At 60.8% G+C, this 26,391-nt stretch carries 22 protein-coding genes; 7 read left to right on the forward strand and 15 right to left on the reverse strand.

The features are described from left to right. Positions 1-82: 82 nt before the first annotated feature. The 8 genes from ccoP (AC3ITY_RS09395) to ccoN (AC3ITY_RS09430) all read right to left on the reverse strand — a co-directional run bounded on the left by ccoP (AC3ITY_RS09395) (position 83) and on the right by ccoN (AC3ITY_RS09430) (position 7,011). On the reverse strand, positions 83-1,060 hold the full coding sequence (ccoP, locus tag AC3ITY_RS09395) for a cytochrome-c oxidase, cbb3-type subunit III (protein WP_223454516.1): 978 nt from the start codon (positions 1,058-1,060) through the stop codon (positions 83-85). Next, positions 1,057-1,242 carry a CcoQ/FixQ family Cbb3-type cytochrome c oxidase assembly chaperone gene (locus AC3ITY_RS09400; protein ID WP_003175465.1) on the reverse strand — a complete coding sequence of 62 codons (186 nt, stop codon included), beginning with the start codon at positions 1,240-1,242 and terminating at the stop codon, positions 1,057-1,059. The genes ccoP (AC3ITY_RS09395) and AC3ITY_RS09400 overlap by 4 nt, the downstream gene beginning before the upstream one ends. A gap of 5 nt (positions 1,243-1,247) precedes the next feature. Continuing rightward, on the reverse strand, positions 1,248-1,856 hold the full coding sequence (gene ccoO, locus AC3ITY_RS09405; RefSeq protein WP_009042961.1) for a cytochrome-c oxidase, cbb3-type subunit II: 609 nt from the start codon (positions 1,854-1,856) through the stop codon (positions 1,248-1,250). Beyond that, entirely contained in the window at positions 1,856-3,298 is a 1,443-nt protein-coding gene (gene ccoN / locus AC3ITY_RS09410; RefSeq protein WP_489308599.1) for a cytochrome-c oxidase, cbb3-type subunit I, read from the reverse strand. Before ccoN (AC3ITY_RS09410) ends, ccoO (AC3ITY_RS09405) begins: the two co-directional genes overlap by 1 nt. A gap of 500 nt (positions 3,299-3,798) precedes the next feature. Further along, positions 3,799-4,755, reverse strand: a complete 957-nt coding sequence (gene ccoP, locus AC3ITY_RS09415) for a cytochrome-c oxidase, cbb3-type subunit III (RefSeq protein WP_223532573.1) — start codon at positions 4,753-4,755, stop codon at positions 3,799-3,801. Further along, positions 4,752-4,949 carry a cbb3-type cytochrome oxidase subunit 3 gene (locus AC3ITY_RS09420; protein WP_223454536.1) on the reverse strand — a complete coding sequence of 66 codons (198 nt, stop codon included), beginning with the start codon at positions 4,947-4,949 and terminating at the stop codon, positions 4,752-4,754. Before AC3ITY_RS09420 ends, ccoP (AC3ITY_RS09415) begins: the two co-directional genes overlap by 4 nt. A gap of 18 nt (positions 4,950-4,967) precedes the next feature. After that, positions 4,968-5,576, reverse strand: coding sequence for a cytochrome-c oxidase, cbb3-type subunit II (gene ccoO, locus AC3ITY_RS09425; RefSeq protein ID WP_008020035.1), 609 nt, complete (start codon positions 5,574-5,576; stop codon positions 4,968-4,970). Between the two features lie 10 nt (positions 5,577-5,586). Further along, positions 5,587-7,011: a cytochrome-c oxidase, cbb3-type subunit I gene (gene ccoN / locus AC3ITY_RS09430; RefSeq protein ID WP_223454511.1), complete on the reverse strand. Its 1,425-nt coding sequence runs from the start codon at positions 7,009-7,011 to the stop codon at positions 5,587-5,589. 95 nt (positions 7,012-7,106) lie between these two features. On the opposite strand from ccoN (AC3ITY_RS09430), the gene AC3ITY_RS09435 reads away from it, so the two are divergent. Then, positions 7,107-7,784: an alpha/beta family hydrolase gene (locus tag AC3ITY_RS09435; protein WP_223454509.1), complete on the forward strand. Its 678-nt coding sequence runs from the start codon at positions 7,107-7,109 to the stop codon at positions 7,782-7,784. A gap of 206 nt (positions 7,785-7,990) precedes the next feature. On the opposite strand, the gene AC3ITY_RS09440 is transcribed toward AC3ITY_RS09435, so the two are convergent. From AC3ITY_RS09440 to acnA, 3 genes are all read right to left on the reverse strand, one after another. After that, positions 7,991-9,556 (reverse strand): methyl-accepting chemotaxis protein, encoded by a 1,566-nt coding sequence (locus tag AC3ITY_RS09440; RefSeq protein WP_489308602.1) that lies wholly within the window; start codon positions 9,554-9,556, stop codon positions 7,991-7,993. 105 nt (positions 9,557-9,661) lie between these two features. Then, positions 9,662-10,453: a CPBP family intramembrane glutamic endopeptidase gene (locus AC3ITY_RS09445; protein WP_223454505.1), complete on the reverse strand. Its 792-nt coding sequence runs from the start codon at positions 10,451-10,453 to the stop codon at positions 9,662-9,664. Positions 10,454-10,556: 103 nt separating this feature from the next. After that, the gene (gene acnA, locus AC3ITY_RS09450; RefSeq protein WP_477783709.1) at positions 10,557-13,298 is read right to left on the reverse strand and encodes an aconitate hydratase AcnA; all 2,742 of its coding nucleotides are present in this window, start codon (positions 13,296-13,298) and stop codon (positions 10,557-10,559) included. 380 nt (positions 13,299-13,678) lie between these two features. On the opposite strand from acnA, the gene rlmM reads away from it, so the two are divergent. Both rlmM and tusA read left to right on the forward strand, forming a co-directional pair. After that, positions 13,679-14,752 carry a 23S rRNA (cytidine(2498)-2'-O)-methyltransferase RlmM gene (rlmM, locus tag AC3ITY_RS09455; RefSeq protein ID WP_223454502.1) on the forward strand — a complete coding sequence of 358 codons (1,074 nt, stop codon included), beginning with the start codon at positions 13,679-13,681 and terminating at the stop codon, positions 14,750-14,752. 211 nt (positions 14,753-14,963) lie between these two features. After that, positions 14,964-15,215, forward strand: coding sequence for a sulfurtransferase TusA (gene tusA / locus AC3ITY_RS09460; RefSeq protein ID WP_056721984.1), 252 nt, complete (start codon positions 14,964-14,966; stop codon positions 15,213-15,215). Positions 15,216-15,263: 48 nt separating this feature from the next. On the opposite strand, the gene AC3ITY_RS09465 is transcribed toward tusA, so the two are convergent. Continuing rightward, positions 15,264-16,673, reverse strand: a complete 1,410-nt coding sequence (locus AC3ITY_RS09465; protein ID WP_223454500.1) for an MATE family efflux transporter — start codon at positions 16,671-16,673, stop codon at positions 15,264-15,266. A gap of 286 nt (positions 16,674-16,959) precedes the next feature. Between AC3ITY_RS09465 and pdxB the strand changes: the two genes are divergently transcribed. Next, positions 16,960-18,102, forward strand: a complete 1,143-nt coding sequence (gene pdxB, locus AC3ITY_RS09470) for a 4-phosphoerythronate dehydrogenase PdxB (RefSeq protein ID WP_223532579.1) — start codon at positions 16,960-16,962, stop codon at positions 18,100-18,102. A gap of 117 nt (positions 18,103-18,219) precedes the next feature. Here pdxB and AC3ITY_RS09475 read toward each other — a convergent pair whose 3' ends face one another. After that, positions 18,220-18,399 carry a PA1571 family protein gene (locus AC3ITY_RS09475; protein WP_007987263.1) on the reverse strand — a complete coding sequence of 60 codons (180 nt, stop codon included), beginning with the start codon at positions 18,397-18,399 and terminating at the stop codon, positions 18,220-18,222. A gap of 250 nt (positions 18,400-18,649) precedes the next feature. On the opposite strand from AC3ITY_RS09475, the gene AC3ITY_RS09480 reads away from it, so the two are divergent. Next, entirely contained in the window at positions 18,650-20,425 is a 1,776-nt protein-coding gene (locus tag AC3ITY_RS09480; protein ID WP_489310813.1) for an ABC transporter transmembrane domain-containing protein, read from the forward strand. Between the two features lie 68 nt (positions 20,426-20,493). Further along, positions 20,494-21,537, forward strand: coding sequence for a Fic family protein (locus tag AC3ITY_RS09485; RefSeq protein ID WP_489308607.1), 1,044 nt, complete (start codon positions 20,494-20,496; stop codon positions 21,535-21,537). A 54-nt stretch (positions 21,538-21,591) separates the two neighbouring features. On the opposite strand, the gene AC3ITY_RS09490 is transcribed toward AC3ITY_RS09485, so the two are convergent. Continuing rightward, positions 21,592-23,520 (reverse strand): transglycosylase SLT domain-containing protein, encoded by a 1,929-nt coding sequence (locus tag AC3ITY_RS09490; protein ID WP_489308609.1) that lies wholly within the window; start codon positions 23,518-23,520, stop codon positions 21,592-21,594. Positions 23,521-23,735: 215 nt separating this feature from the next. Here AC3ITY_RS09490 and AC3ITY_RS09495 point away from each other — a divergent pair, with 215 nt between their 5' ends. Continuing rightward, on the forward strand, positions 23,736-25,655 hold the full coding sequence (locus AC3ITY_RS09495) for an ATP-binding cassette domain-containing protein (protein ID WP_489308611.1): 1,920 nt from the start codon (positions 23,736-23,738) through the stop codon (positions 25,653-25,655). 203 nt (positions 25,656-25,858) lie between these two features. On the opposite strand, the gene AC3ITY_RS09500 is transcribed toward AC3ITY_RS09495, so the two are convergent. Then, on the reverse strand, positions 25,859-26,299 hold the full coding sequence (locus AC3ITY_RS09500) for a universal stress protein (RefSeq protein WP_116261700.1): 441 nt from the start codon (positions 26,297-26,299) through the stop codon (positions 25,859-25,861). Positions 26,300-26,391 lie beyond the last annotated feature (92 nt).

The following is a 26,391-nucleotide window of genomic DNA, read 5'->3' on the forward strand; positions in this document are numbered from 1 at the left end:
AAGATAGACGCCTGGCCTTAAACAAAACGGCCCCGCCAATTCACATTGGCGGGGCCGTTTTTTGTTGCTTCAAGCGTTTGCCTTACTGGGCGTCCGCTGCCTTCTCACCGTGAGACAGGCTGTAGACGTAAGCGGCCAGCAGGTGAACCTTGTCGTTGCCTTGCAGCTGTTCTTGCGCAGGCATCTGGCCCTGACGGCCATAACGGATGGTCTGCTGCAGTTGAGCGAAGCTCGAACCGTAGATGAACGCTGCCGGGTGAGTCAGGTCAGGCGCGCCCATCGCTGGGGTGCCTTTGCCTTCCGGACCGTGGCACGCCACGCAGTTGGTGGCGAACAGTTTCTGCCCGGCAACCGGGTCGGCCTTGGTGCCTTCCGGCAGCTTGCGGCCATCGAGGTTGGTCAGGACAAACGCGGCCACGTCGGCCACGCCTTGCTCGCCAATCACTTCAGCCCACGCAGGCATCACTGCATGACGGCCGCCCATGATGGTGGTCTTGATGGTTGCCGGCTCGCCGCCCCAGCGCCAGTCGGCGTCGGTCAGGTTAGGGAAGCCGTAGGCGCCCTTGGCGTCGGAACCATGGCAAACCGAGCAGTTGGAGGCGAACAGGCGGCCACCCATCTTCAGGGCTTGCGGGTCCTTGGCCACTTCTTCAATTGGCATGGCCGCGAATTTGGCGAAGATCGGACCGAACTTGGCGTCCGACTTGGCCATTTCCTTTTCCCACTCGTGAACGCCGGTCCAGCCGGTCTGGCCGTTGGCGAACGGGGTCTGCTTCTCGTTGTCGAGGTAGCCGTAACCCGGCAGCAGGCCTTTCCAGTTACCCAGGCCCGGATACAGCGCCAGGTAGCCCAGTGCGAAGATGATGGTGCCCACGAACAGCATGAACCACCATTTCGGCAGCGGGTTGTCGTACTCTTCGATGCCATCGAAGGAGTGTCCGACGGTCTCGTCTGTCTGTTCGCTGCGCTGGCCCTTGCGGGTCGACAGCAGCAGCCAGGTCAGGGCGAAGATCGTACCGAGACTGAGGACTGTGACGTACAGACTCCAGAATGTAGTCATTCTTTGTTACTCCTAGAAGCTTGCTCGACGTGCTTGATGGCTTCGGGATCATCCGCGAAAGGCAGCAAGGTCGCGTCTTCAAACTCCGACTTGCGCTTGGGGCTGAACACCCACAGTGCCAGTCCGATGAAGGCCACCATCACGACAACGGTGCCCAGGCCACGAATCATCCCGATATCCATCCAGATCACCGTTTGCTTTTGATGATGGTGCCCAGGCCTTGCAGATAGGCCACCAGCGCGTCCATTTCGGTTTTGCCCTTCACAGCATCCTTGGCGCCGGCGATGTCTTCGTCGGTGTAAGGGACGCCGAGCGTGCGCAAGACTTCCATTTTCTTGGCGGTGTCTTTGCCGTCGAGCTTGTTTTCCACGAGGAACGGGTAGGCCGGCATTTTCGACTCGGGCACCACGTTGCGCGGGTTGTACAAGTGCGCACGCTGCCAGTCATCGGAGTAACGACCGCCGACGCGGGCCAGGTCCGGACCGGTACGCTTGGAACCCCACAGGAACGGGTGGTCCCAGACGCTTTCACCGGCAACCGAGTAGTGGCCGTAGCGTTCGGTTTCGGCACGGAACGGACGGATCATCTGCGAGTGGCAGCCGACACAACCGTTGGCGATATAAACGTCCCGGCCTTCCAGTTCAAGGGCGGTGCGGGGCTTCATGCCCTCGACCGGCTTGTTGGTGACATCCTGGAAAAACAGCGGAACGATCTGGGTCAGGCCGCCGATGCTGACGGCGATGACCATGAAGAAGGCCAGCAGGCCAATATTCTTCTCGACTGCTTCATGCTTCATCAGTGAGCTCCAACTACGGCAATCTTGGCGGCGGCTTCGGCATCAGCCGGGTTCGAGGCGCGTACGGTACGGAATACGTTGTAGGCCATGAACAACATGCCGGTGGCGAAGAACGCACCGCCCAGGGCGCGAACGATGAAACCAGGGTGGCTGGCTTGCAGCGCTTCGACGAACGAGTAGGTGAGGGTGCCGTCGTCGTTGATTGCACGCCACATCAGGCCCTGGGTGATGCCGTTGACCCACATCGAGGCGATGTAGAGCACGGTACCGATGGTCGCGAGCCAGAAGTGGGTGTTGATCAGGCCGGTGCTGTGCATCTGCGCACGACCGAACAGTTTCGGGATCATGTGGTAGATGGCGCCGATCGAGATCATCGCAACCCAGCCCAGGGCGCCGGCGTGTACGTGGCCGATGGTCCAGTCGGTGTAGTGCGACAGCGAGTTGACGGTCTTGATGGCCATCATCGGGCCTTCGAAGGTCGACATGCCGTAGAACGCCAGGGAGACGACCAGGAAGCGCAGGATCGGGTCGGTGCGCAGCTTATGCCAGGCGCCCGACAGGGTCATCATGCCGTTGATCATGCCGCCCCAGCTTGGCGCCAGCAGGATGATCGACATCGCCATGCCCAGGGACTGAGCCCAGTCCGGCAGTGCGGTGTAGTGCAGGTGGTGCGGGCCGGCCCAGATGTACAGGGTGATCAGTGCCCAGAAGTGCACGATCGACAGGCGATAGGAGTAGATCGGGCGTTCGGCCTGTTTCGGCACGAAGTAGTACATCATCCCCAGGAAACCGGTGGTCAGGAAGAAGCCCACGGCGTTGTGGCCGTACCACCACTGAATCATCGCGTCCGTCGCACCCGAGTAGGCCGAGTAGGACTTGAACAGGCTGACCGGCAGCGACATGTGGTTGACGATGTGCAGCATCGCGGTCACGACGATGAACGCGCCGTAGAACCAGTTACCCACATAGATGTGCTTGGTCTTGCGCTTGACGATGGTGCCGAAGAACACCAGGCCGTAGGTGACCCAGACAATGGCCAGCAGAATAGCCAGGGGCCATTCCAGTTCCGCGTATTCCTTGGTGGTGGTGAAACCCATTGGCAAGGTAATGATCGCGCCGACGATCACCGCTTGCCATCCCCAGAAGGTGAAGGCGGCGAGGCTGTCGGAAATCAGTCGCGTTTGGCAGGTTCGCTGCACGACGTAATAAGAAGTGGCAAACAGTGCACATCCACCGAAGGCGAAAATCACCAGGTTGGTGTGCAACGGGCGCAGGCGTCCAAAGCTCGTCCATGGCAGACCGAAGTTCAACTCCGGCCAGACCAGTTGCGAGGCAATGAAGACACCGAGCCCCATGCCAAGGATCCCCCAGACCACCGTCATGATGGCGAACTGGCGGACTACCTTATAGTTATAAGCAGTCGGACTGATTGCTGTGCTCATTCTAAGGTTCCACGGTTTGGGTGTTTTATTAGGATTAAAAATCGGCCGCAAGTATGGAGAAAGCAAGGGGTCATTGCAACGCGCCATGACCTGGGTCAATGCTTTCAAAAGCTGATTCTGCGGCCTTTCCATGCGCCGCGTAAGGACAAATTTGCCCGCGGGCAAAACATCCCGGCGGACTGATCAGGCGAGGGGGTCAGGTCGGATGTAACGGGGTGTGTTCAAACGCAACGTTTGGCTGACCGAAGGCAATTGGTGCGACAGCCGGTATCTACCAGCCTTTGCGGCCTGTCATCGGGCAGATTCGTCGAACACATCGTTCAGGGTCGACCTGGAACCGGCACCGGCCAGTCCGCATCGGGGGAAGCTTAGACCCGAATCCGGTGATCCGAAAGGAAGAGTCAAAGAGGGTGCGACAATGCGTCGCAAAGAGGCAGCGGCAAGCTTCAAGCTGCAAGCTTCAAGAGAAATCCCGTTGCTTGCAGCTCTGGCTTTTGACTTTACTTGCCGCTTGTAGCTTGAAGCTTGCCGCTCAACTGCTCATCACCTCTGGAAAGGCTGTACACGTATGCCGCGAGCAGCTGCACCTTATCGTTGCCGAGCAGTTCGTTCTGCGCCGGCATATGGCCCTGACGGCCATGCCGAATCGTCTGTTCAAGTTGTGTCAGGCTCGTCCCGTAGATGAAGCCGGCCGGGTGCGTCAGGTTCGGCGCGCCCATGGCTTCAGTGCCCTGGCCGTTTGCCCCATGACAGGCGACGCAGGTGGTGCTGAACGCTTGCTGTCCGGCCTGCAGGTCGGCTTTGCTGTCGGCAGGCAATGGCAGCTTGGCCAGGCCATGGCGCACATACGCGGCGACGTTCTTCACACCGTCTTCCCCCAGGACTTCACCCCAGGCCGGCATCATCGCCATCCGGCCACCCATGATGGTGGTCTTGATGGTTTCTGCGTTGCCGCCCCAGCGCCAGTCGCTGTCGGTCAGATTGGGGAAGCCATATGCACCCTTGGCATCCGAGCCGTGGCACACCGAGCAGTTGGAGGCAAACAGGCGGCCGCCCATTTTCAGTGCCTGCGGGTCCTTGGCCACTTCTTCCACGGGCATCGCCGCGAACTTGGCGAAGATCGGCCCGAACTTCGTGTCAGCCTTGGCCATCTCCTTTTCCCATTCGTGCACGCCGGTCCAGCCGTTTTCGTAGCCGGGGAGGACGCCTTTCCAGTTGCCCAGGCCCGGATAAAGGATCAGATAACCGACGGCGAATACCAGGGTGCCGGCGAACAGCATGAACCACCATTGCGGCAACGGGTTGTCGTACTCCTCGATGCCGTCGAAGCTGTGGCCCATGGTCTGGTCGACGCTGCCCTTGGTTTCACCCTTGCGGGTGCCGATCAGCAGCCAGGTCAGGCCAATCAGGCTGCCGATGGTCAGTACGCAGATCCACGTACTCCAGAAGGTGGTCATGGCCGGGTACTCCTTGTTGCTGATTCTTCTGTGATGTCGGGTTGTGGCTCGTCAGCGAACGGCAGCAGGCGCGCTTCGGCGAATTCCGGGCCGCGCTTGCTGTTGAAAACCCACAGGGTCAGGCCGACAAAGGCGACGAATACGACGACGGTGCCAAGGCCGCGGATCATTCCAGTGCTCATTTCGCTCTCTATAAAAGACATGGGCATGGCTCACCTCTTGCTCTTGATGGCAGTGCCGAGCACTTGCAGGTAGGCGACCAGTGCATCCATCTCGCTCTTGCCCTTGAGGGAAGCGACGGCGCCGGTGATGTCCTCGTCGGTGTACGGCACGCCCAGGGTGCGCATGGCCTTGATCTTGGTTTCGGTATGACTGCTGTCGAGCTGGTTGGCCACCAGCCACGGGTAGGCGGGCATTTTCGACTCCGGCACGACGTTGCGCGGGTTGTACAAGTGCGCGCGGTGCCAGTCATCCGAGTAACGCGCGCCAACCCGCGCCAGGTCCGGCCCGGTGCGTTTCGAACCCCACAGGAACGGGTGGTCCCAGACGCTTTCGCCTGCCACCGAGTAGTGCCCGTAGCGTTCGGTCTCGGCGCGGAACGGGCGGATCATCTGCGAATGACAGCCGACGCAGCCTTCGCGGATATAGATGTCGCGACCTTCCAGTTGCAGCGCGGTGTAGGGCTTCATGCCTTCCACCGGTTTGTTGGTCACGTCCTGGAAGAACAGCGGGACGATCTGGGTCAGGCCGCCGATGCTCACGGCCAGGATCATCAGCAGCAGCAACAGGCCGACGTTTTTCTCGATAGTTTCGTGTTTCATGGCGGACTCCTCAGGCCATCTGCGCGGCAGCGGCGACTTCGGCAGGCTGCGAGGCCCGCACGGTGCGCCAGGTGTTGTAGGCCATCAGGAACATGCCACTGAGGAAGATCGCACCACCCACCAGCCGCACGACGAAGCCAGGGTGGCTGGCCACCAGGGTTTCGACGAAGGAGTAAGTCAGCGTGCCGTCCTCGTTCACTGCACGCCACATCAGGCCCTGGGCGATGCCGTTGACCCACATCGAGGCGATGTACAGAACGGTGCCGATGGTGGCGAGCCAGAAGTGCGCGTTGATCAGGCCGATGCTGTGCATCTGCTCGCGGCCGAAGACTTTCGGGATCATGTGGTACAGCGCGCCGATGGAAATCATCGCCACCCAGCCCAACGCACCTGCGTGTACGTGGCCGATGGTCCAGTCGGTGTAGTGGGACAGGGCGTTGACCGTCTTGATCGCCATCATCGGCCCTTCGAAGGTCGACATGCCGTAGAACGCCAGCGACACCACGAGAAAGCGCAGGACCGGGTCGCTGCGCAACTTATGCCAGGCCCCCGACAGGGTCATCATGCCGTTGATCATCCCGCCCCAGCTCGGCGCCAGCAGGATCAGCGACATCACCATGCCCAACGACTGCGCCCAGTCCGGCAGCGCGGTGTAGTGCAAGTGGTGCGGACCGGCCCAGATGTACAGGGTGATCAGCGCCCAGAAGTGCACGATCGACAGGCGATAGGAGTAAACCGGGCGCTCGGCCTGTTTCGGCACGAAGTAATACATCATGCCGAGGAAACCGGCGGTGAGGAAAAAGCCGACGGCGTTGTGTCCGTACCACCATTGCACCATCGCATCGGTGGCGCCGGAGTACAGAGAGTAGGACTTGGTGAAGCTGACCGGCAATTCCATGTTGTTGACGATGTGCAGGATCGCCACGGTGATGATGAACGCACCGAAGAACCAGTTGCCGACATAAATGTGCTTGGTCTTGCGCTGCATGATCGTGCCGAAGAACACGATGGCGTAGGCGACCCAGACGATGGTGATCAGGATGTCGATCGGCCATTCCAGCTCGGCGTATTCCTTGGAACTGGTGTAGCCCAGCGGCAGGCTGATGGCTGCCAGCAGGATCACAAGCTGCCAGCCCCAGAAACAGAACGCGGCAACTGCGGGAGCAAATAAGCGTGTTTGGCACGTCCGTTGTACGGAGTACAACGAACTGGCGAACAAGGCGCAGCCGCCAAAGGCGAAGATCACCGCGTTGGTGTGCAGCGGGCGCAAGCGGCCGAAGCTGGTCCACGGCAAATTGAAGTTGAGTTCGGGCCAGACCAACTGGGCAGCGAGAAAAACCCCGAGCCCCATGCCGACGATGCCCCACACCACCGTCATAATGGCGAATTGGCGGACCACCTTGTAGTTGTAGGCGGTACTGATAGAAGTGTTCATGGTTCCCCATCCACGGTTCAGCCGAAGTGAGCGCACTCGCGCAAGGCAGCGCACCCTTCGGCCGGAGTTATAGGCAGACTAAAAGCGAGGCAAGCATGGACAAAGGGCACAAGGCCGGTATTGACGGGGATCAATGGGCGCAGTGCGTGCGGGATCATGGTTGGTTGTGGAATGCCGCGACTGGCAAGGCTGCGGCGACGCTGATCCTCGCCCATGGCGCCGGCGCACCGATGGACAGTGACTGGATGAACGACATGGCTGCACGCCTCGCCGCGCAAGGCGTCAACGTGTTGCGCTTCGAGTTTCCCTATATGGCACAGCGGCGCCTCGATGGCGGCAAACGCCCGCCGAACCCGGCACCGAAACTGCTGGAATGCTGGCGTGAGGTGTATGCCCAGGTGCGACGCCATGTCACTGGGCCGCTGGCCATTGGTGGCAAGTCCATGGGCGGGCGGATGGCCAGTTTGCTCGCGGATGAATTGGGTGCGCATGCGCTGGTGTGCCTGGGGTATCCGTTTTATGCGGTAGGCAAACCGGAGAAGCCAAGGGTTGAGCATTTGGCCGGGCTGAAGACGCGAACCTTGATCGTGCAAGGTGAGCGCGATGCGTTGGGCAATCGCGAGGCGGTCGAGGGTTATGCGCTATCGCCGGGTATCGAGGTGTTCTGGCTGGTGGCGGGGGATCATGACTTGAAGCCGTTGAAGGCTTCAGGGTTTAGTCATGAGCAGCATGTGGCGGCAGCGGCGCAGAAGGTGGCTTCATTTCTTCAGTGAATTCTTCATTGCCTTTCATGGCCTCATCGCGAGCAGGCTCGCTCCTACATTGGATCTACGGTGGGCACAGATTTTTGTGTCGACAACGATCAACTGTAGGAGTGAGCCTGCTTGCGATGAGGCACTCCTGGGCAACATCACTTTCACAGGCTCAATAAAAAACCCGGAAGCTCTCACTGTCCGGGTTTTTGTCATTCCCGCCTCTATCAGCGGTTAAACCGCTCCACCAACGAATACTGGGTATTGGCAGTCTTGGTCAGCTCTTCACTCAGCAACGCCGAGTTCTGCGCCTGTTCCGCGGTCTGGTCCGCCAACTCAGAAATGTTGCTGATGTTGCGGCTGATTTCTTCGGCCACGGCGCTTTGCTCTTCGGTTGCGGCGGCGATCTGGGTGGTCATGTCGGTGATGTTGGCCACCGCTTCGCTGATCCCCACCAGTGCCTGGTCCGCTTCCAGTACCCGCGCCACGCCTTCTTCCGCCTGGCGATGCCCGGCTTCCATGGTTTGCACCGCGGTGCCGGCGGTTTGTTGCAGTTTGGCGATCAGCGCGTGAATCTGCCCGGTGGACTCGCTGGTGCGTTGCGCCAGTTGACGGACTTCGTCGGCCACCACCGCAAAACCACGACCCATCTCGCCAGCACGGGCCGCTTCGATGGCAGCGTTCAGGGCCAGCAGGTTGGTCTGGTCGGCGATGCCTTTGATCACGTCGACCACGCCACCGATTTCGTTGCTGTCCTTGGCCAGTTGGGTCACGGTCACGCCGGTTTCACCGACGACTACCGACAGGCGCTGGATGGCTTCGCGGGTTTCCCCGGCGATGTCACGACCACGACCGGTCAGGCGATTGGCTTCCTGGGTGGCATCGGCGGTGCGTTGCACGTGGCTGGCGACTTCCTGGGTGGTAGCGGCCATCTGGTTGACCGCGGTGGCCACCTGCTCGGTCTCGACCCGCTGACGTTCCAGGCCGCTGGAGCTGTTGTGCGCCAGGGCATCGGACTGTCTGGCCTGATCGGTCAGGTGTTCGGCTGTGTCCTGCAGACGCGTCAGGCAGGTTTTCAGGCGTGCTTCCTGACTGAGGATGGACATTTCCAGACGCGCCTGGGCGCCGCGACTGTCGGTGTACATCTGTGCGATCAACGGATCGGAGGTGGTCTGCTCGGCCAGGCGCAGCAAACGCTTGAGGCCACGCTGTTGCCACTGGAGGCCCATCAGGCCCAGCGGCACCGAAAGACCCGCAGCCAGGGCAAACCCCCAATGGGAGTTCAGGGAGGCACCGATCATGAAGCTCAATTGGCTGACCAGGATGAACGGCAGCCAGTCCTGCAGGATCGGCAACCATTTATCCGAGGAGGGAATGGCCGACTTGCCCTGGTTGATGCGTTGGTAGAGCGCTTCGGCGCGGCGGATCTGTTCGGCGCTGGGCTTGACCCGCACCGACTCGTAACCGATCACCTGATTGCCTTCGAAGATCGGTATCACATAGGCGTTCACCCAGTAATGATCACCGGTCTTGCAGCGATTCTTGACAATGCCCATCCATGGCAAGCCTTGTTTCAGCGTGCCCCACATGTGGGCGAACACCGCGGCCGGGACGTCGGGGTGACGGACCAGGTTGTGCGGCGCACGGATCAGCTCCTCTCGGGAATACCCGCTGATCTCGACGAAAGCGTCGTTACAGTAGGTGATCATGCCCTTGGCATCGGTGGTGGAAATCAACCGTTGCTGAGCCGGGAAGGTCCGCTCGCGTTGTGTAATAGGCTGGTTGTTACGCATGGCTTTTTTAATCCGCAAGGCTTTCAAGTGCTGTATCGGCAAGGCCGGCGGATTGTTGAGATTATTTTTCGATAGTCAGCGATGCGTCGCAAAATGACCCTTGCGTCAGCCGGCGAGCATCGGATAGGTGAACAGGCCGAAGTGCAGCAGGTTCAAGCCAAAGTGGCTTGCAATGGCGGCGCCCAGCCCGCCGAATCGGTAGGCCAGGCCATAACCGACCCCGGCCAGCGTTGCCAGCAATACCCACTGCCATCCCGCGCCAACATGGGCCAGGCCGAAGATCAATGATGCCAGCAGCAGGGCGAGGTGTTCACCGTAAGGCCGGTCTTTCAGGTACCGGCTCAGGCCGCCCTGGATGTAGCCACGGAACAGCGCTTCTTCGACCAGCGTCACCAGCAGCAGATTGTTCAGTAACCACAGCCAGGCTTGATCCGGCCATTTCGGCGCCCAGGCGATTACGCCCAGCAACAACGCGCCACCCAACGCCAGCACGGCGCTCAAGGTCAATGCCAGTGCGGTGGCATACAGCGATAGCCGAAGCGAACGGCGGCCGACAATCCACGGACAAACCAGTAACAGCCAGAAGCCGATCAGCGGTTTGTCCAGATTCAGGTGCATGGCGAATGACACGGCATTATCGGTAAAACGTTGGGGATCGATACCGCGACCGTTGTAGAAACCGGGTAGCCAATGCGTCGCCAGGGCCAGAGCCAGGACGATGAACAGTCCGTGGCCGAGGTAGCGGACAAAAGGGATCTCGCGCTGGCGAACCGCTGCGCCAGCGACCAGCAACAAGAACACCGAGATTGCCGAGAGCCAGCCGAGATGGCCGTAGGTCAGCGCCAGACCGTAGCCGAAGGAAAGCAGGGCCAGAAGCATCCATGGCAGGGCAATCATTTGAAGTCCTTAGAGATGTAGAGCTTTTGTGGCGAGGGCTGCGATTATAAGCAGAGCTCAAACAAAAACACCGCCCGAAGGCGGTGTTTGTGTCAGTCGTCCGTTACGAAGCGATCAACTGCCGCAACACGTAATGCAGAATCCCCCCCGACTTGAAGTACTCAACCTCATTGAGCGTATCGATGCGGCACAACACCTCGACTTTTTCGCTGCTGCCGTCTTCGCGAGTGATGACCAGCGTCAGGTTCATCCGTGGCGTCAACTCGACGCCGGTCAAGCCGAGGATGTCCAGGGTTTCACTGCCGTTGAGCTTCAGGCTCTTGCGGTTCTGATCCAGCTTGAACTGCAGCGGCAGCACGCCCATGCCCACCAGGTTGGAGCGGTGAATCCGTTCGAAGCTTTCGGCGATGACCGCTTTCACCCCCAGCAGATTGGTGCCTTTGGCCGCCCAGTCGCGACTCGAACCGGTGCCGTATTCCTGGCCGGCGAACACCACCAGCGGCGTGCCTGAAGCCTGATAACGCATGGCGGCGTCGTAGATCGGCATTTTCTCGCCGGTGGGAATGTAGCGGGTGTTGCCGCCTTCTTCGCCGCCGAGCATTTCGTTGCGTATGCGGATGTTGGCGAAGGTGCCGCGCATCATCACTTCATGGTTGCCACGCCGCGAGCCGTAGGAGTTGAAGTCCCGGGGCTCCACGCCTTTGTCGCGCAGGTATTGCCCTGCCGGGCTGTCGGCCTTGATGTTGCCGGCCGGGGAGATGTGGTCGGTGGTCACCGAGTCGCCGAGCAATGCGAGGATCCTGGCGCCGTTGACATCCTTGACCACTGGCGGCGGGCCGCCGATGTCGTCGAAGAACGGCGGGTGCTGGATGTAAGTCGAGTCGTCCTGCCAGACGTAGGTCGCCGCCTGCGGAACCTTGATCGCCTGCCATTGCGCGTCACCGGCAAACACTTCGGCGTATTCCTTGTGGAACATGGCGGTGCTGACCTGATTCACGGCGTCGGCAATTTCTTTGCTGCTTGGCCAAATGTCCCGCAGGTAAACCGGTTTGCCGTCCTTGTCATCGCCCAACGGCTCGCGGCTGAGGTCGGTGCGCACGGTACCCGCCAGCGCGTAGGCCACCACCAGCGGCGGGGAGGCCAGCCAGTTGGTTTTTACCAGCGGATGCACCCGGCCTTCGAAGTTGCGATTGCCCGAGAGCACGGAGGCCACGGTGAGGTCGGCTTGCTGGATGGCTTTCTCGATGGGTTCCGACAGCGGTCCCGAGTTGCCGATGCAGGTGGTGCAGCCATAGCCGACCAGGGCAAAGCCCAATTCGTCGAGGTAATGGGTCAGCCCGGCCGCCTTGTAGTAATCGGTGACCACTTTCGAGCCGGGGGCCAGCGAACTCTTCACCCAGGGTTTGCGTTTCAGGCCTTTTTCCACAGCCTTCTTCGCCACCAGCCCGGCCGCCATCATCACGCTGGGGTTGGAGGTGTTGGTGCAGGAGGTAATCGCGGCGATGACCACGGCGCCGTTTTTCAGGCGATAGGTCTGGCCTTCGTAATCGTAATCCACTTCGCCGGCCATATCGGCATTGCCGACGGCAACACCGCCACCGCCTTCGCTTTCCAGGCGGCCTTCTTCCTTGCTGGTGGGCTTGAATTGCAGGTCGGCGAAGTCGCTGAACGCTTGCGCGACGTTGGGCAGCGACACCCGGTCCTGTGGGCGTTTTGGTCCGGCGAGGCTGGCTTCGACGCTGCCCATGTCCAGCGCCAGGCTGTCGGTGAACAGCGGTTCCTGGCCGGGCAGGCGCCACAGGCCCTGGGCCTTGCTGTAGGCCTCGACCAGTTGCACCGTTTCCAGGGGCCGGCCGGACAGGCGCAGGTATTCCAGCGTGATGTCGTCCACCGGGAAGAAACCGCAGGTGGCGCCGTATTCCGGGGCCATGTTGGCGATGGTCGCGCGGTCGGCCAGCGGCAGGTCGGCCAGACCGTCGCCGTAGAATTCGACGAATTTGCCCACCACGCCTTTCTTGCGCAGCATCTGGGTCACGGTCAGCACCAGGTCGGTGGCAGTGATGCCTTCCTTGAGCTTGCCGGTGAGTTTGAAACCGATGACTTCCGGAATCAGCATCGACACCGGTTGCCCGAGCATTGCCGCTTCCGCCTCGATACCGCCGACGCCCCAGCCGAGCACGCCGAGGCCGTTGATCATGGTGGTGTGGGAATCGGTGCCCACCAAAGTGTCGGGGAAGGCGTAGGTCCGGCCGTCCTCGTCCTTGGTCCAGACCGTGCGGCCGAGGTATTCAAGATTCACCTGGTGGCAGATCCCGGTGCCCGGCGGCACCACGCTGAAGTTGTCGAAGGCACTCTGGCCCCAGCGCAGGAACGCATAGCGCTCGCCATTGCGCTGCATTTCAATGTCGACGTTCTGCTCGAAGGCGCTGCTGGTGGCGAACTTGTCGACCATCACCGAGTGGTCGATCACCAGGTCCACCGGCGACAGCGGGTTGATCCGCTGCGGATTGCCGCCGGCCTTGGCCATCGCCGCGCGCATGGCGGCCAGGTCGACGACCGCCGGTACGCCGGTGAAGTCCTGCATCAGCACCCGCGCCGGGCGGTACTGGATTTCGCGGTCGGAGCGACGCTCCTTGAGCCACGCGGCCAGTGCCTTGAGGTCGGCACCGGTGACGGTTTTTTCGTCCTCCCAGCGCAGCAGGTTTTCCAGCAGGACTTTCAACGACATCGGCAGCTTGTCCAGATCGCCCAGGCTTTTGGCGGCATCGGGCAGGCTGAAGTAGTGGTAGGTCTTGTTGCCGACTTGCAGGGTCTTGAGCGTTTTCAGGCTATCGAGGGACGGCATTGCGATCACTCCTTTGAGTCCGCACGGCTACGGACAGAGGGAACGGATAGAGGACTAAACCTAGCCCTCTTTGGTGCTTAAGGCTAATAACTGGACTCTATGGGCAAGTCCAGGGTCTGTTAACGCTTGCTGTCGAACCGCGTTGCGATGCCAAAGTGTGCGAGGCAAGGCGCGGGATGCCGCCAATGGTTGTTCCCTTGGCAAATCCCGCAACGCGGCCTCGCACACTTGGGGCTGCGTCGCGGTCGACAGCAAGCGTTAACAGACCCTGGGTTCCGAAGTCGGCTATCATGCGCGGGTTTTCGTGACAGGCTTTGCTTCAACGCAAGCCTGGGCATCGTGCAGTGGCCGAAATTCCTCGCCATTGCCCAGGAGTAAGAATGAACACCCTCTTTATGCATTGCCGGCCGGGCTTCGAAGGCGAAGTCTGTTCCGAGATCTCCGACCTCGCCGCGCGCTTGAACGTGGCCGGTTATGCCAAGGCCAAGGCGGCAACTGCCTGCGCCGAATTTGTCTGCACCGAAGAAGACGGCGCCGAGCGCCTGATGCGCGGGCAGCGTTTCGCCGAGCTGATCTTCCCGCGCCAGTGGGCCCGGGGAATTTTCATCGATCTGCCGGAAACCGACCGCATCAGCGTGATCCTCGCGCATATGGCGGACTTTCCGCTGTGCGGCAGCCTGTGGCTGGAAATGGTCGACACCAATGACGGCAAGGAACTGTCGAACTTCTGCAAGAAATTCGAAGTGCATCTGCGCAAGGCGCTGATGGCGGCCGGCAAATTGGTGGAAGATGCCCACAAGCCGCGCCTGTTGCTGACCTTCAAGAGCGGCCGCGAAGTGTTCATGGGCCTGGCGGAGTCGAACAACTCGGCGATGTGGCCGATGGGCATTCCCCGTTTGAAATTCCCCCGCGAGGCGCCGAGCCGCTCGACCCTCAAGCTGGAAGAGGCCTGGCACCACTTCATCCCGCGTGACCAGTGGGACGAGCGCCTGCACAGTGACATGACCGGCGTTGACCTGGGGGCCGCCCCCGGCGGTTGGACCTGGCAATTGGTCAACCGTGGCATGCTGGTGACCGCCATCGACAACGGCCCGATGGCCGAAAGCCTGATGGATACTGGCCTGGTGCAGCACTTGATGGCCGACGGTTTCACCTTCAAGCCCAAGCAACCGGTGGACTGGATGGTCTGCGACATCGTCGAGAAACCGGCGCGCAACGCCGCGATGCTGGAAGAGTGGATTGGCGAGGGGCATTGCCGCGAAGCGGTGGTCAACCTCAAGCTGCCGATGAAACAACGCTATGCCGAAGTGAAGCGTTTGCTCGAGCGCGTTGCCGATGGCTTCAAGGCACGGGGCATCAAGGTCGAGATTGGCTGCAAGCAGCTGTACCACGACCGCGAGGAAGTGACTTGCCATTTGCGTCGGATGGATGTGAAGAAGCCGAAATCCCGCTGATACCGACGGACCAATGTGGGAGCGGCGGTGCGGCGATCCGACTTGCTCGCGAAGGCGTCGTGTCAGTCGACGTCAACGCTGCTGACACACCGCTTTCGCGAGCAAGCCCGCTCCCACAGGTCAGTGGTAATCCCACAAGGGCGGCGTAATGCCACAGGTGACTGAACACCCGGCAATGCGCGACAATGCCGGCCAGTTTCAGGAGTGAATCATGAGTGAAATGCTTGATACGCCGGTAGACGGCACCCTCGACGCCACCGGCCTCAACTGCCCCGAGCCGGTGATGATGCTGCACCAGCACATCCGTGACCTGGTGCCCGGCGGCCTGCTCAAGGTGATCGCCACTGACCCGTCGACCCGTCGCGACATTCCCAAGTTCTGCGTGTTTCTCGACCATGAACTGGTGGCGCAGCACGAAGATGAGGGCACCTACCTCTACTGGATTCGCAAGAAGTCCGTTTAACGGTAGCCAAAAAAAGACCTGCAGAAGCAGGTCTTTTTGTTTGTGCAGTCAACCCGCCGAGCGGCTGTTACGAATTCGCCTGCGCGCACTGAGCGTCAGGCGGATCGACAGCATCAGCGCCGCGCAGCTCAAGCCGGCAATCAACCCTTCCCATAGCCCGCTCGGGCCGCTGGCCGGACCGAACCAGTCGGTCAGTCCCAGCACGTAGCCGACCGGCAGGCCGATGCCCCAATAGGCGAACAAAGTCAGGATCATCGTTACCCGGGTGTCCTGGTATCCACGCAGCGCGCCCGCGCAGATCACCTGGATGGCATCGGAAAACTGGTACAGCGCGGCATAGACAATCAACATCGACGCAATCTGGATCACGGCCTTGTCAGGCGTGTAGATCGAGGCGATAGGTTCGCGCAGGAGCAGGATCAGGCTCGCCGAGAACGCCGCGAACACCAGTGCCGCACCGAGCCCGACCTTCGCCGCGAAGCGCGCCTGCCAAGGATTGCCGCCCCCCAGTGCCTGACCGACGCGCACGGTCACCGCCATGCCCAGGGAATACGGGATCATGAACAACAGCGAGCTGATATTCAGGGCGATTTGATGCCCGGCCACCACGGTGGAGCCGAGACTGCCGATCAACAGGGCGATGACCGCGAAGATGCTGGACTCGGCGAACACGGCGATACCGATCGGCAGGCCGATGCTGACCAGGCGCTTGATCACGGCCCATTTCGGGCGATCGAAGCGCACCAGCACACGGGTGCGGGCATAGAACGGCGCCCAGAAGGTCCAGCCGGCCATGCTCAACGCCATGAACCACATCACAATGCCGCTGGCCCAGCCGCACCCGACGCCGCCCAGAGCCGGCGCGCCGAAATGGCCATAGATCAACGTGTAGTTCAGGGGGATGTTCAGCAGTAGCCCGCACAAGCCAATGACCATGCTCGGACGGGTACGACCCATGCCATCGCTGTAGCAGCGCAACACGTAATAAAACGCCATGCCCGGCAAGCCGAAGGCGATCCCGTGCAGGTAACCCATGCTCGGCTCGATCAATTGCGGATCGACTTTCATCCAGTGCAGGATCGGCTCGGCGCCGAGCAGCAGGCCGCTGCCGATCAACCCGACACACAGTGCCAGCCACAGCGCCTGGCGCACCAGTGGGCCGATTTCGTCAAACTGCCCGGCGCCAAAGCGTTGCGCGACCTTGGGTGTGGTGGCCAAAAGGACGCCGGACATCAACAGGTAGACCGGAATCCAGATCGAATTGCCCAGGGCCACCGAGGCCAGGTCTCGCGGGCTTACACGGCCGGCCATCACCGCATCGACGAAGCCCATGGCCGTGGTGGCCAGTTGCGCGATCATGATCGGCAGGGCCAGGCCGAGCAGGCCTTTGAGTTCCAGGCGAACGGGCGTCGTCCGCGCAGGCGCTATGGCGGCGGTATTCTCAATTACAGGATTCAATGGCGAAACGTCCAAAAAGGTATTGATGCACAGGCGCGCATTCTACGCGTTGACGCGCCAGTCAGGAAAAGACCCATGTTACCGATTTGTAATCAAAAACCTGTGGGAGCGGGCTTGCTCGCGATAGCGGCCTGTCAGCCGCCATTGATGTTGCCTGACACCCCCTCTTCGCGAGCGGGCTCGCTCCCACACGGTAACTGGTGTACTTCAGGTCCGGGTGAACAATGCCCGCTGGCCCACCACCCGCATCTACGCCTACACTGCCGATCCGCCAAAGGAGCCTGCCATGCTGATTGTTGCCGACGAAAATATCCCCCTGCTCGATGCCTTCTTCGAAGGTTTCGGTGAAATCCGCCGGGTACCGGGTCGCGCCATCGACCGTGCCACGGTCGAGCAGGCCGATGTGCTGTTGGTGCGTTCGGTGACCAACGTCAATCGTGCGCTGCTCGAGGGCAGCAAGGTGCGTTTTGTCGGTACGTGCACCATCGGCACCGATCATCTGGACCTGGATTACTTGCAGCAGGCCGGTATCACCTGGTCCAGTGCACCGGGCTGCAATGCCCGCGGCGTGGTCGACTATGTGCTCGGCAGTCTGCTGACCCTGGCCGAAATCGAAGGTGTCGACCTGACCCGGCGTACCTACGGCGTGGTCGGTGCCGGCGAAGTGGGTGGACGGCTGGTCAAGGTCCTGCAAGGCCTGGGCTGGAAGGTGCTGGTGTGCGATCCGCCACGGCAAGCTGCGGAAGGTGGAGACTACGTCAGCCTCGAGCAGATCATCGACGAGTGCGACGTCATCAGCCTGCACACGCCATTGACCAAGCAGGGGCAGCAATCGACCTGGCATTTGTTCGATGAAAAACGTCTGAACCAGCTCCGATCCGGTACCTGGCTGATCAACGCCAGTCGCGGGCCAGTGGTCAACAATGCGGCACTGCGCGATGTGCTGCTGGAGCGCGAAGACCTGCAAGCGGTGCTCGATGTCTGGGAAGGCGAGCCTGAAGTCGACGTGGCACTGGCCGAACTCTGCGTGCTGGCAACGCCACACATTGCCGGTTACAGCCTCGATGGCAAGCAGAGGGGCACCGCGCAGATTTATCAGGCGTATTGCGATTTCCTCGGGCAACCGGCCCGCGTCAGCCTGAGCGATTTGCTGCCGGCACCGTGGCTGTCGCACGTGACCCTCAATGCGCAAAGCGACCCGGCCTGGGCGTTAGCGATGCTGTGCCGTGGCGTGTATGACCCGCGTCGTGACGATGCGGATTTCCGTCGCAGCCTTGTCGGCAGCGTCAGCGAGCAACGTGCGGCATTCGATGTGCTGCGCAAGCAATACCCGTTGCGCCGTGAGATCGACGGGTTGCAGGTGCGGATCGAGGGTGACTCGGCTGAGTTGCAGAGGATTGTCGCGGCGTTGGGGGCGACGGCAATCTGATAGACCGTGGCGGCCCCTTCGACTTGCCCGCGAAGGGCGCGACACAGTCCCGGATTGGATCAGCAGGCATAAAAAACCCGGCCAACAAAGGGCCGGGTCAAGAAGACGGTGGCTATATCACTTTTGTTCGGCAGGTTTGACCAATCGCTTTTCCAGTTCGCTGCAAGCTTTCTGGATCATCTTTTCAGTGATCGGTACTTCGCGGCCCTGCTCGTCAATAATCGAGCAACCCAGAGACTGGTCTGGTTGCGTGCGGATCACTTGAATCTTGTCATCGCTGCTGTGTTGCAAGGACATGGCCTGTCTCCTCATCAGGTTGTGTGCTTACTGTAGAACCGCCAGGTGACCGGGCTATGACAACTCCCTGCGATCTTTCCGGGGGACAGTACCAGTCCACCAGAAATGCCTTCACGTGGCTACCCGAACTTTAGACCAATAGCGTCTAGCCTCTAGTGTTGGTGGACATAATTAACCTGACTCATTGTGATTTGCAGCGAGCCACCCCATTGAGCGGTGTAGGCTGACCCTAATGACTGCTTTGTCCTGGATGATTGCGATGCTCTCTGCCCGTCACCGCCGTGCTGTTCGCCTGGCCAGTCGTTTCATCGCGCCGTATCGCTGGCAGGCCTTTGGCGCCTTGCTGGCGTTGATCGCCACCGCGGGCATCACCTTGTCCATGGGGCAGGGCATCCGCCTGCTGGTGGACAAGGGGTTCATGACCCAGTCACCGCATCTGCTCAATCAGTCCATCACACTGTTCATGTTGCTGGTGATGGGGCTGGCGATCGGTACGTTTGCACGGTTTTACCTGGTGTCGTGGATTGGCGAACGCTGCGTCGCCGATATCCGGCGCAACGTGTTCAATCATCTGATTTACCTGCACCCGGGGTTTTACGAAGACAATCGCAGCTCGGAAATCCAGTCCCGCCTGACCGCCGATACCACGCTGCTGCAATCGGTCATCGGCTCTTCGTTGTCGTTGTTCTTGCGCAATCTGTTGATGGTGATCGGCGGGATCGTCCTGTTGTTTGTCACTAACCCCAAGCTCACCAGCATCGTGGTGGTTGCCTTGCCCCTGGTGATCGCGCCGATCCTGATCTTCGGTCGCCGGGTGCGTAACCTCTCACGCCTGAGTCAGGACCGGATTGCCGATATCGGCAGTTATGTGTCGGAAACCCTGGGGCAGATCAAGACCGTGCAGGCCTACAACCATCAGGCCCAGGACGAGCGCCGGTTTGCCGTGACTGTGGAAGAGGCGTTCAACACCGCACGCAAGCGTATCTTCCAGCGGGCCTGGCTGATTACCCTGGTGATCGTGCTGGTATTGGGCGCGGTCGGGGTGATGCTCTGGGTCGGCGGCATGGACGTCATCGCCGGAAGAATTTCCGCCGGCGAGTTGGCAGCGTTCGTGTTCTACAGCCTGATCGTCGGCAGCGCGTTTGGCACGTTGAGCGAAGTGATTGGCGAATTGCAGAGGGCAGCCGGCGCGGCCGAGCGGATTGCCGAGTTGCTGCGTTCGGAAAACATCATCCTGCCGCCGGTGGCAGGCGCGGTGACACTGCCGGAGCGGGTCGATGGCCAACTGCAACTGCACAATGTGCGTTTTTCCTACCCGTCGCGGCCGGAAAGTTATGCCGTCGACGGGTTGAGCCTGACCGTCAATGCCGGTGAGACGCTGGCGCTGGTCGGGCCATCGGGGGCCGGTAAATCCACGGTGTATGACTTGCTGCTGCGTTTTTACGACCCGGCCGAGGGACGCATCCTGCTCGATGGTGTGCCGCTGACTCAACTCGATCCGCTGGATCTGCGCCGCTGCTTCGCCCTGGTGTCGCAAACCCCGGCGCTGTTTTTCGGCAGCATTGAAGAAAACATTCGCTATGGCAATCCGCAGGCGACGTTGGCCGAGGTGCAGGAGGCGGCAAAAATCGCTTACGCCCATGACTTTATCGAAGCCATGCCCAATGGTTACCAGACCCATCTGGGTGACGCTGGTCTCGGCTTGTCCGGCGGCCAGCGCCAACGCCTGGCCATCGCCCGCGCGTTGCTGGTGGACGCCCCGATCCTGCTCCTCGACGAAGCCACCAGCGCCCTCGATGCCCAGAGCGAACACCTGATCCAGCAGGCGCTGCCGAGCCTGATGAAAAACCGTACCACCCTGGTGATCGCCCATCGCCTGGCCACGGTGAAAAACGCCGACCGAATCGCGGTGATGGACCAGGGGAGACTGGTGGCGGTGGGCACACATCAGGAGCTGATTGCCAGCAATGCGTTGTATGCACGGTTGGCGGCGTTGCAGTTCAGTGATGGACATGAAGCGGCATGAATGACTACTGATGAATGACGCCAGGTTCGGGCATTATGTTGTCCTCTGTCATGAGCCCGGATGAGGATATGAGCCGTTATCAACCACCGTTGACCTTGACGACAAAAATGTTGTCGCTGATCGCCGATATCAGCGAACAGATCGGTCAGCTTACGGCGATGGACGAACGCCTGCAGACGCCTCAGTTACGTCGTGGCAATCGGATTCGAACGATTCAGGCTTCTTTGGCCATCGAAAATAATACGCTGAGCATCGAGCAAGTGACTGCCGTTCTGGCAGGGCATCGTGTGCTGGGGTTGCCTCGGGAAATCCAGGAAGTACGAAATGCGTTTGCTGCTTACGAAGCCATGCCTGATTGGCAACCAAGCAGCCGGGCCGATTTACTGCGTGCCCATGAATTGCTGATGGGTGGATTGATTGATGATTACGGGCAGTTTCGTCGATCCGGCGTGGGTATCTATCGTGGCGATAAGTTGCTCCATATGGCGCCGCCGCCGAGTCGCGTTTTGCACTTGATCGACGACTTGTTGGCGTGGCTTGGTGCCTCGGATTGGCATCCGCTGATTACCAGCTGCGTCTTTCATTATGAGTTCGAGTTCATCCATCCCTTCGCTGACGGTAATGGACGTATGGGACGCCTTTGGCAAACCCTGATACTCAGTCAGTGGCGCCCGGCATTGTCATATTTGCCGGTTGAGGCGGTGATTCGGGATCAGCAGGAGGCGTACTACGCGGCATTGTCGGCGGCCGATCATTTGGCCGAATCGACGCCTTTCGTAGAGTTCATGCTGCAAGCCATGAGTCTTGCACTATCGGAGGCGGTACGTGGGGGGGCAGAAATCGACCCAGTAAGCGACCCAGTAAGCGACCCAGTAGAGAAGTTGCTTTCTGTATTGCATCTTAACGGTCCGCGTAAGATCAGTGACCTGATGGCTGACATCGGATTGGTGCACAAGGCAACGTTTCGGGCTAACTATCTCAGGCCGGCATTAGCGGTCGAATGGATAGAGATGACCCATCCCGAATCGCCAAGTAGTCCGGCACAAAAGTATCGCCTGACCCAGCTCGGAAAACAGGTCTTCGCACAGCTCAAATCGGCGAAGAAACACTGAGTAATAAAAAAGCCCGCACCTGTGATGCGGGCTTTTTTTGCGGGTCGATTTGAATCATTGATCGTCGAAAAACCGCTCATGCCAATCCACGATCGGTTGTGGCGAATTGAGCTTCTGGCCGTAGATCACCGAATACGACAGCACGTTTTGCACGTACTGGCGGGTTTCGTCGAACGGGATGCTTTCCACCCACACGTCGAAACTCAGGTGGTCCGCACCGCGCAGCCATTGGCGTACGCGGCCGGGGCCGGCGTTGTAGGCGGCGGAGGCGAGGACGCGGTTGCCGTTGAACTGGCTGTGCACCTGGCTCAGGTAGGCGGCACCGAGCTGGATGTTCTTGTCCGGGTCGAACAGTTGCTGTGGCGAGCTATAGGGAATGCTGAACTTGCGTGCGGTTTCCTTGGCGGTGGCGGGCATCAGTTGCATCAGGCCCGAGGCACCGACCCCGGAGCGGGCGTCGTCCATGAATGCGCTTTCCTGGCGGGTGATGGCGAACGCCCAGCTCGGATGCAGGCCGCGGTTCTTGGCTTCACGGACCAGGGTCTCGCGGTGAGCCATCGGGAAGCGGATATCCAGGTCATCCCAATACTGCGCCTGACTGATGGTGCGGATCGCCGGGAAGTACCATTTCAGGTCGTAGGCCAGTTTGGCCTGGGCGACCATTTCGTCGCGGCTGAAGTGACGGCTGACGTAGTACCACTCGCGGCGGCCATCGACGATCTGCCCGCGGGCGTGCAGCTCCAGGGCACGGCGCACGCCGGGCGTGTTGCGCACCTTGTTGATGGTGGCCTGGCTGAGTACCAGCGGTTTGTTGAGCAGCGAGTAGGGCGACTGTGAGCGGTCGGCGGCGAGGAAGCCATAGAAGTCGCGTTCGCGGGCCAGGCTTCTAAAGAGCGTCTGCGCTTCCGGATTCTGCGGTTGCGCCAGCTCCAGGCTGCGGGCCTGCCAGTAGCGCCAGCGGTTGGTGGTGGCCAGGTCCTGGGGCAGGCGGCGGGTCAACTGGTAGGCATCCTCCCAGCGCGCCAGGCGCAGGAGCAGGCGCAGGCGCCATTCGGAAACCGTGTTGTCGCGCAGTTCCGGATCGTATTTGGTCATGACGTCCAGTGCGCGGCCGTCGAAACGTTTGGCGAGGGTCAGCCCGATTTCCCGGGCGATCGCCACTTTTTCATCCCGGGAGAAATGCATGCTGCTGGCGTAGCCATCGAGCAGGTCCATGGCCTTGTCCGGGTCCTGGCGAGCCAGGCGACGCAGGCCGAGACTGACCACGTCGGACATGGCTTCATCGGCCGGAGTGAAGCGCGATGGCTGGTTGAGCAGTTCCGGTTTCTGCGCCACGTCGATCAGCAAGCGACCGCGCGGGGCGAGGGTGGTCATGCCGTTGACCAGACTGTTGGCCAGCGGGTAGTTGCGCGCCTGGGCGGCGAGCTTCGCGCGTTCCCAGCGTTTTTGCTCGGTCAACTGGCCATCGGCGGCCCACATGCCGAACAAGGCATCGCAGGCGTCGGGCTGGGATTTCCCGGTCAACCAGAGCTTTTCAGCGTTGGCATAACCTTCGGCTTTGAGGTTGTGGCTGATCTGGTACTGCGCATTCAGGCAGTCCAGCTCGGTGAAGTTCATTTTCGGGTCGTAATACTTGACGAAGGTCGCCCAGTCGCCCCGGTCCGCCAGCCAGCGCAACCAGCGCAGCTTCATCCAGTTGGCCTGGGGCAGGTCGCCGTGTTCGGCGAGGAACTTCTCGATTTCGGCGTTGCTCGCGGATTTAAGCCGCGCGGTCAACTCGTCGTAAGCCAGGTAGGGTTCCAGCGGATAATCGGCGAGGGCCTGGCTGTAACGGAAATACGGGCCGCTATCGCCCTTGGCCAAGGCGCGTTTGGCTTCATCGTAATACTGGCGTTGGGTGGACAGGTCCACCGCCTGGGCGGATTGGACGGCAGCGGCAGACAGTAAAAAAGCAGATAAAAGATTGAAAAGGCGACTGCGCATGAGACGTCCGGGCAGAGAAAAATCATGACAAGCGCGGGCCAGGCCCGCGCTGAATTGTCTGTAGCTTAGCCTTTTGCCAGCAGCCGGTGAAAGCTTTGCGGGTCTTCCCGCGTCAGTTCGCAACATTTGTCATGCAGAGTGCTACGAGAGTGAAATTGCCGGCCTTCTGAAGCCTCAAGTCAGGTAGAATGCGCGCCCGGTTTTTGGAGAAGCTCATGACCCTGCTCAAATTCAGCGATGTGTCCCTTGCTTTCGGCGCTATGCCGTTGTTGGACAAGGTGTCCTGGCAGATCGCCCGTGGTGAGCGGGTGTGCATCATCGGCCGCAATGGCACTGGCAAGTCCAGCATGATGAAGCTCGTCAAGGGCGACCAGAAGCCCGATGACGGCTCCGTTTGGCGCGCACCCGGGCTCAAGATCGGCGAATTGCCGCAAGAATTGCCGGTAGCCGACGAGCGGACCGTGTTCGACGTGGTGGCCGAAGGCCTCGACGGTGTCGGTGCATTGCTCGCCGAATATCACCACCTGAGCCAGAACTGCGTCACCGACGCCGATCTGGACAAACTGATGCACGTCCAGCACGACCTCGAAGCCCGTGACGGCTGGCGCTTGCAGACTCTGGTCGACAGCACCCTGAGCCGCCTGCAACTGCCGGCGGACAAGACCCTCGCCGAGTTGTCCGGCGGCTGGCGTCGTCGCGTCCTGCTGGCCCAGGCCCTGGTGTCCGAGCCGGATCTGCTGCTGCTCGACGAACCGACCAACCACTTGGACATCGGTGCCATCGCCTGGCTTGAAGAAGCGCTGAAGGATTTCCAGGGCGCCGTGCTGTTCATCACGCACGACCGTTCTTTCCTGCAGAACCTGGCAACCCGCATCCTCGAACTGGATCGCGGCGGCCTGATCGACTGGAACGGCGACTACGCCAGTTTCCTGGTGCACAAGGAAGCTGAACTCGCTGCCGAAGCCACTGCTAACGCGCTGTTCGACAAACGCCTGGCCCAGGAAGAAGTGTGGATTCGCCAGGGCATCAAGGCCCGTCGTACCCGTAACGAAGGCCGCGTACGTGCACTGAAAGCCTTGCGTGTCGAGCGCAGCGAGCGTCGTGAGCGTACTGGCAAGGCCAACATTCAGCTGGATACCGCCGACAAGTCCGGCAAGCAGGTCATGGTGCTCGAGAATGTGAGCTTCGCTCACCCGGGCGGGCCGTTCCTGATCAAGGACTTCTCCATGGTGCTGCAGCGCGGCGACCGTATCGGTCTGCTCGGCGCCAACGGCACCGGCAAGACCACGTTGCTGAAGCTGATGCTCAGCGGCCTGCAACCGACCAGCGGCAAAGTGGAAGAGGGCACCAGGATCGATGTCGCCTACTTCGACCAGTTGCGCCATCAGCTGGACCTGGAAAAAACCGTGATCGACAACGTGGCCGAAGGTCGCGACTTCATCGATATCGACGGCCAGAGCCGCCACGTGCTGAGCTACCTCGGCGACTTCCTGTTCAGCCCGCAGCGTGCCCGCACGCCGGTCAAGGCGCTGTCCGGTGGTGAGCGTGCCCGTCTGTTGCTGGCCAAGCTGTTCAGCAAGCCGGCGAACCTGCTGGTACTCGACGAACCGACCAACGACCTCGACGTCGAAACCCTCGAATTGCTCGAAGAGGTCTTGCTGACCTTCAACGGCACCGTACTGATGGTCAGCCACGACCGGGCATTCCTCGACAACGTGGTCACCAGCACCCTGGTCTTCGAAGGTGAAGGCAAGGTTCGCGAGTACGTCGGTGGCTATCAGGATTGGCTGCGTCAGGGCGGCTCGCCGCGCCTGCTGGGCGTGACCGAGAGCAAGTCCGGCAAGGCCGACCTGAACTCCGCAGTGGTGAAGGCTGAGCCTGCGCCGGTTGCGGCAGTCGTCGAAGCGCCGGTGGCGAAGAAAAAGCTCAGCTACAAGTTGCAGCGCGAGCTGGAAGCGTTGCCGGGGCAGATCGAAGCCATGGAGCAGCAGATTGCCGCCGTTGAGGCGCAGATGGCCGATGCCAGCTTCTATCAGCGTCCTGCGGCCGAAACCGCTGCGGTGATCGCTCAGTTGGAGCAGTTGCAGGCTGAACTCGACATCATGGTCGAGCGTTGGGCCGAGCTGGATGCCTGATTGATCCTGCAATAAAAAAGCCCGGCGCTCAGTGATGAACGCCGGGTTTTTCATATACAACACTATCTGGTGTCTGAAATGGATTCCCCTGTAGGAGCGAGCTTGCTCGCGATAAACCCCAGAGCGCCGCGGGGTGTCAGGCTTGCAGCGTCTTCGTTGACGACCATCGCGAGCAAGCTCGCTCCTACAGGGGGCGTGCGGCGTCAGCTTTTGTTCTGCAGGCGCACCGCAAGCACATCGCAAGGCGCGCCATGCAGCACGTCATTGGCGGTGGAGCCCAGCAGCAGTGCCAGGCCGTGCCGGCCATGGCTGCCCACCACGATCAGGTCGCAGGTTTGCTCCTTGGCCAGGTGATGGATCTCCTGGCGCGGCTGGCCGTAGGTCAGGTGGCTGTATTCCCTGGAGAGCTCCGGATATTTCAGGATCAAGCGTTCAAGGCGCTCCTTGGCCTGATCGAACTGCTGTTGTTGCAGTTGTGACAGGTCCATTGGCACGTCGCCGCCGAAGGCCATGGCCATCGGCTCGACAATGTGCACCAGCGACAATTTCGCGCCGTTGCTCACCGACAGTTCGCGAGCGCGGTGGATGACAGGGTCGCACTCTTCGGTCAGATCTACAGCGACCAGAATATGGTTGTAGGGCATGAGGTGCTCCTCCTGAGGGATGCAATATTGGTAAGTATGGCTGGTTTCAAGCGCATTGGCTCCAAAGTGACACAATGGGCTCATTCAAATTC

The sequence above is a fragment of the Pseudomonas sp. GL_091 genome, from assembly GCF_057837725.1.

Bases quoted from the DNA above. Each gene is read 5' to 3' on its own strand.
- ccoP (WP_223454516.1), bottom strand. From the start codon at position 1,060: ATGACTACATTCTGGAGTCTGTACGTCACAGTCCTCAGTCTCGGTACG.
- AC3ITY_RS09400 (WP_003175465.1), bottom strand. From the start codon at position 1,242: ATGGATATCGGGATGATTCGTGGCCTGGGCACCGTTGTCGTGATGGTG.
- ccoO (WP_009042961.1), bottom strand. From the start codon at position 1,856: ATGAAGCATGAAGCAGTCGAGAAGAATATTGGCCTGCTGGCCTTCTTC.
- ccoN (WP_489308599.1), bottom strand. From the start codon at position 3,298: ATGAGCACAGCAATCAGTCCGACTGCTTATAACTATAAGGTAGTCCGC.
- ccoP (WP_223532573.1), bottom strand. From the start codon at position 4,755: ATGACCACCTTCTGGAGTACGTGGATCTGCGTACTGACCATCGGCAGC.
- ccoO (WP_008020035.1), bottom strand. From the start codon at position 5,576: ATGAAACACGAAACTATCGAGAAAAACGTCGGCCTGTTGCTGCTGCTG.
- ccoN (WP_223454511.1), bottom strand. From the start codon at position 7,011: ATGAACACTTCTATCAGTACCGCCTACAACTACAAGGTGGTCCGCCAA.
- AC3ITY_RS09435 (WP_223454509.1), top strand. From the start codon at position 7,107: ATGGACAAAGGGCACAAGGCCGGTATTGACGGGGATCAATGGGCGCAG.
- AC3ITY_RS09440 (WP_489308602.1), bottom strand. From the start codon at position 9,556: ATGCGTAACAACCAGCCTATTACACAACGCGAGCGGACCTTCCCGGCT.
- AC3ITY_RS09445 (WP_223454505.1), bottom strand. From the start codon at position 10,453: ATGATTGCCCTGCCATGGATGCTTCTGGCCCTGCTTTCCTTCGGCTAC.
- acnA (WP_477783709.1), bottom strand. From the start codon at position 13,298: ATGCCGTCCCTCGATAGCCTGAAAACGCTCAAGACCCTGCAAGTCGGC.
- rlmM (WP_223454502.1), top strand. From the start codon at position 13,679: ATGAACACCCTCTTTATGCATTGCCGGCCGGGCTTCGAAGGCGAAGTC.
- tusA (WP_056721984.1), top strand. From the start codon at position 14,964: ATGAGTGAAATGCTTGATACGCCGGTAGACGGCACCCTCGACGCCACC.
- pdxB (WP_223532579.1), top strand. From the start codon at position 16,960: ATGCTGATTGTTGCCGACGAAAATATCCCCCTGCTCGATGCCTTCTTC.
- AC3ITY_RS09475 (WP_007987263.1), bottom strand. From the start codon at position 18,399: ATGTCCTTGCAACACAGCAGCGATGACAAGATTCAAGTGATCCGCACG.
- AC3ITY_RS09480 (WP_489310813.1), top strand. From the start codon at position 18,650: ATGATTGCGATGCTCTCTGCCCGTCACCGCCGTGCTGTTCGCCTGGCC.
- AC3ITY_RS09485 (WP_489308607.1), top strand. From the start codon at position 20,494: ATGAGCCGTTATCAACCACCGTTGACCTTGACGACAAAAATGTTGTCG.
- AC3ITY_RS09490 (WP_489308609.1), bottom strand. From the start codon at position 23,520: ATGCGCAGTCGCCTTTTCAATCTTTTATCTGCTTTTTTACTGTCTGCC.
- AC3ITY_RS09495 (WP_489308611.1), top strand. From the start codon at position 23,736: ATGACCCTGCTCAAATTCAGCGATGTGTCCCTTGCTTTCGGCGCTATG.
- AC3ITY_RS09500 (WP_116261700.1), bottom strand. From the start codon at position 26,299: ATGCCCTACAACCATATTCTGGTCGCTGTAGATCTGACCGAAGAGTGC.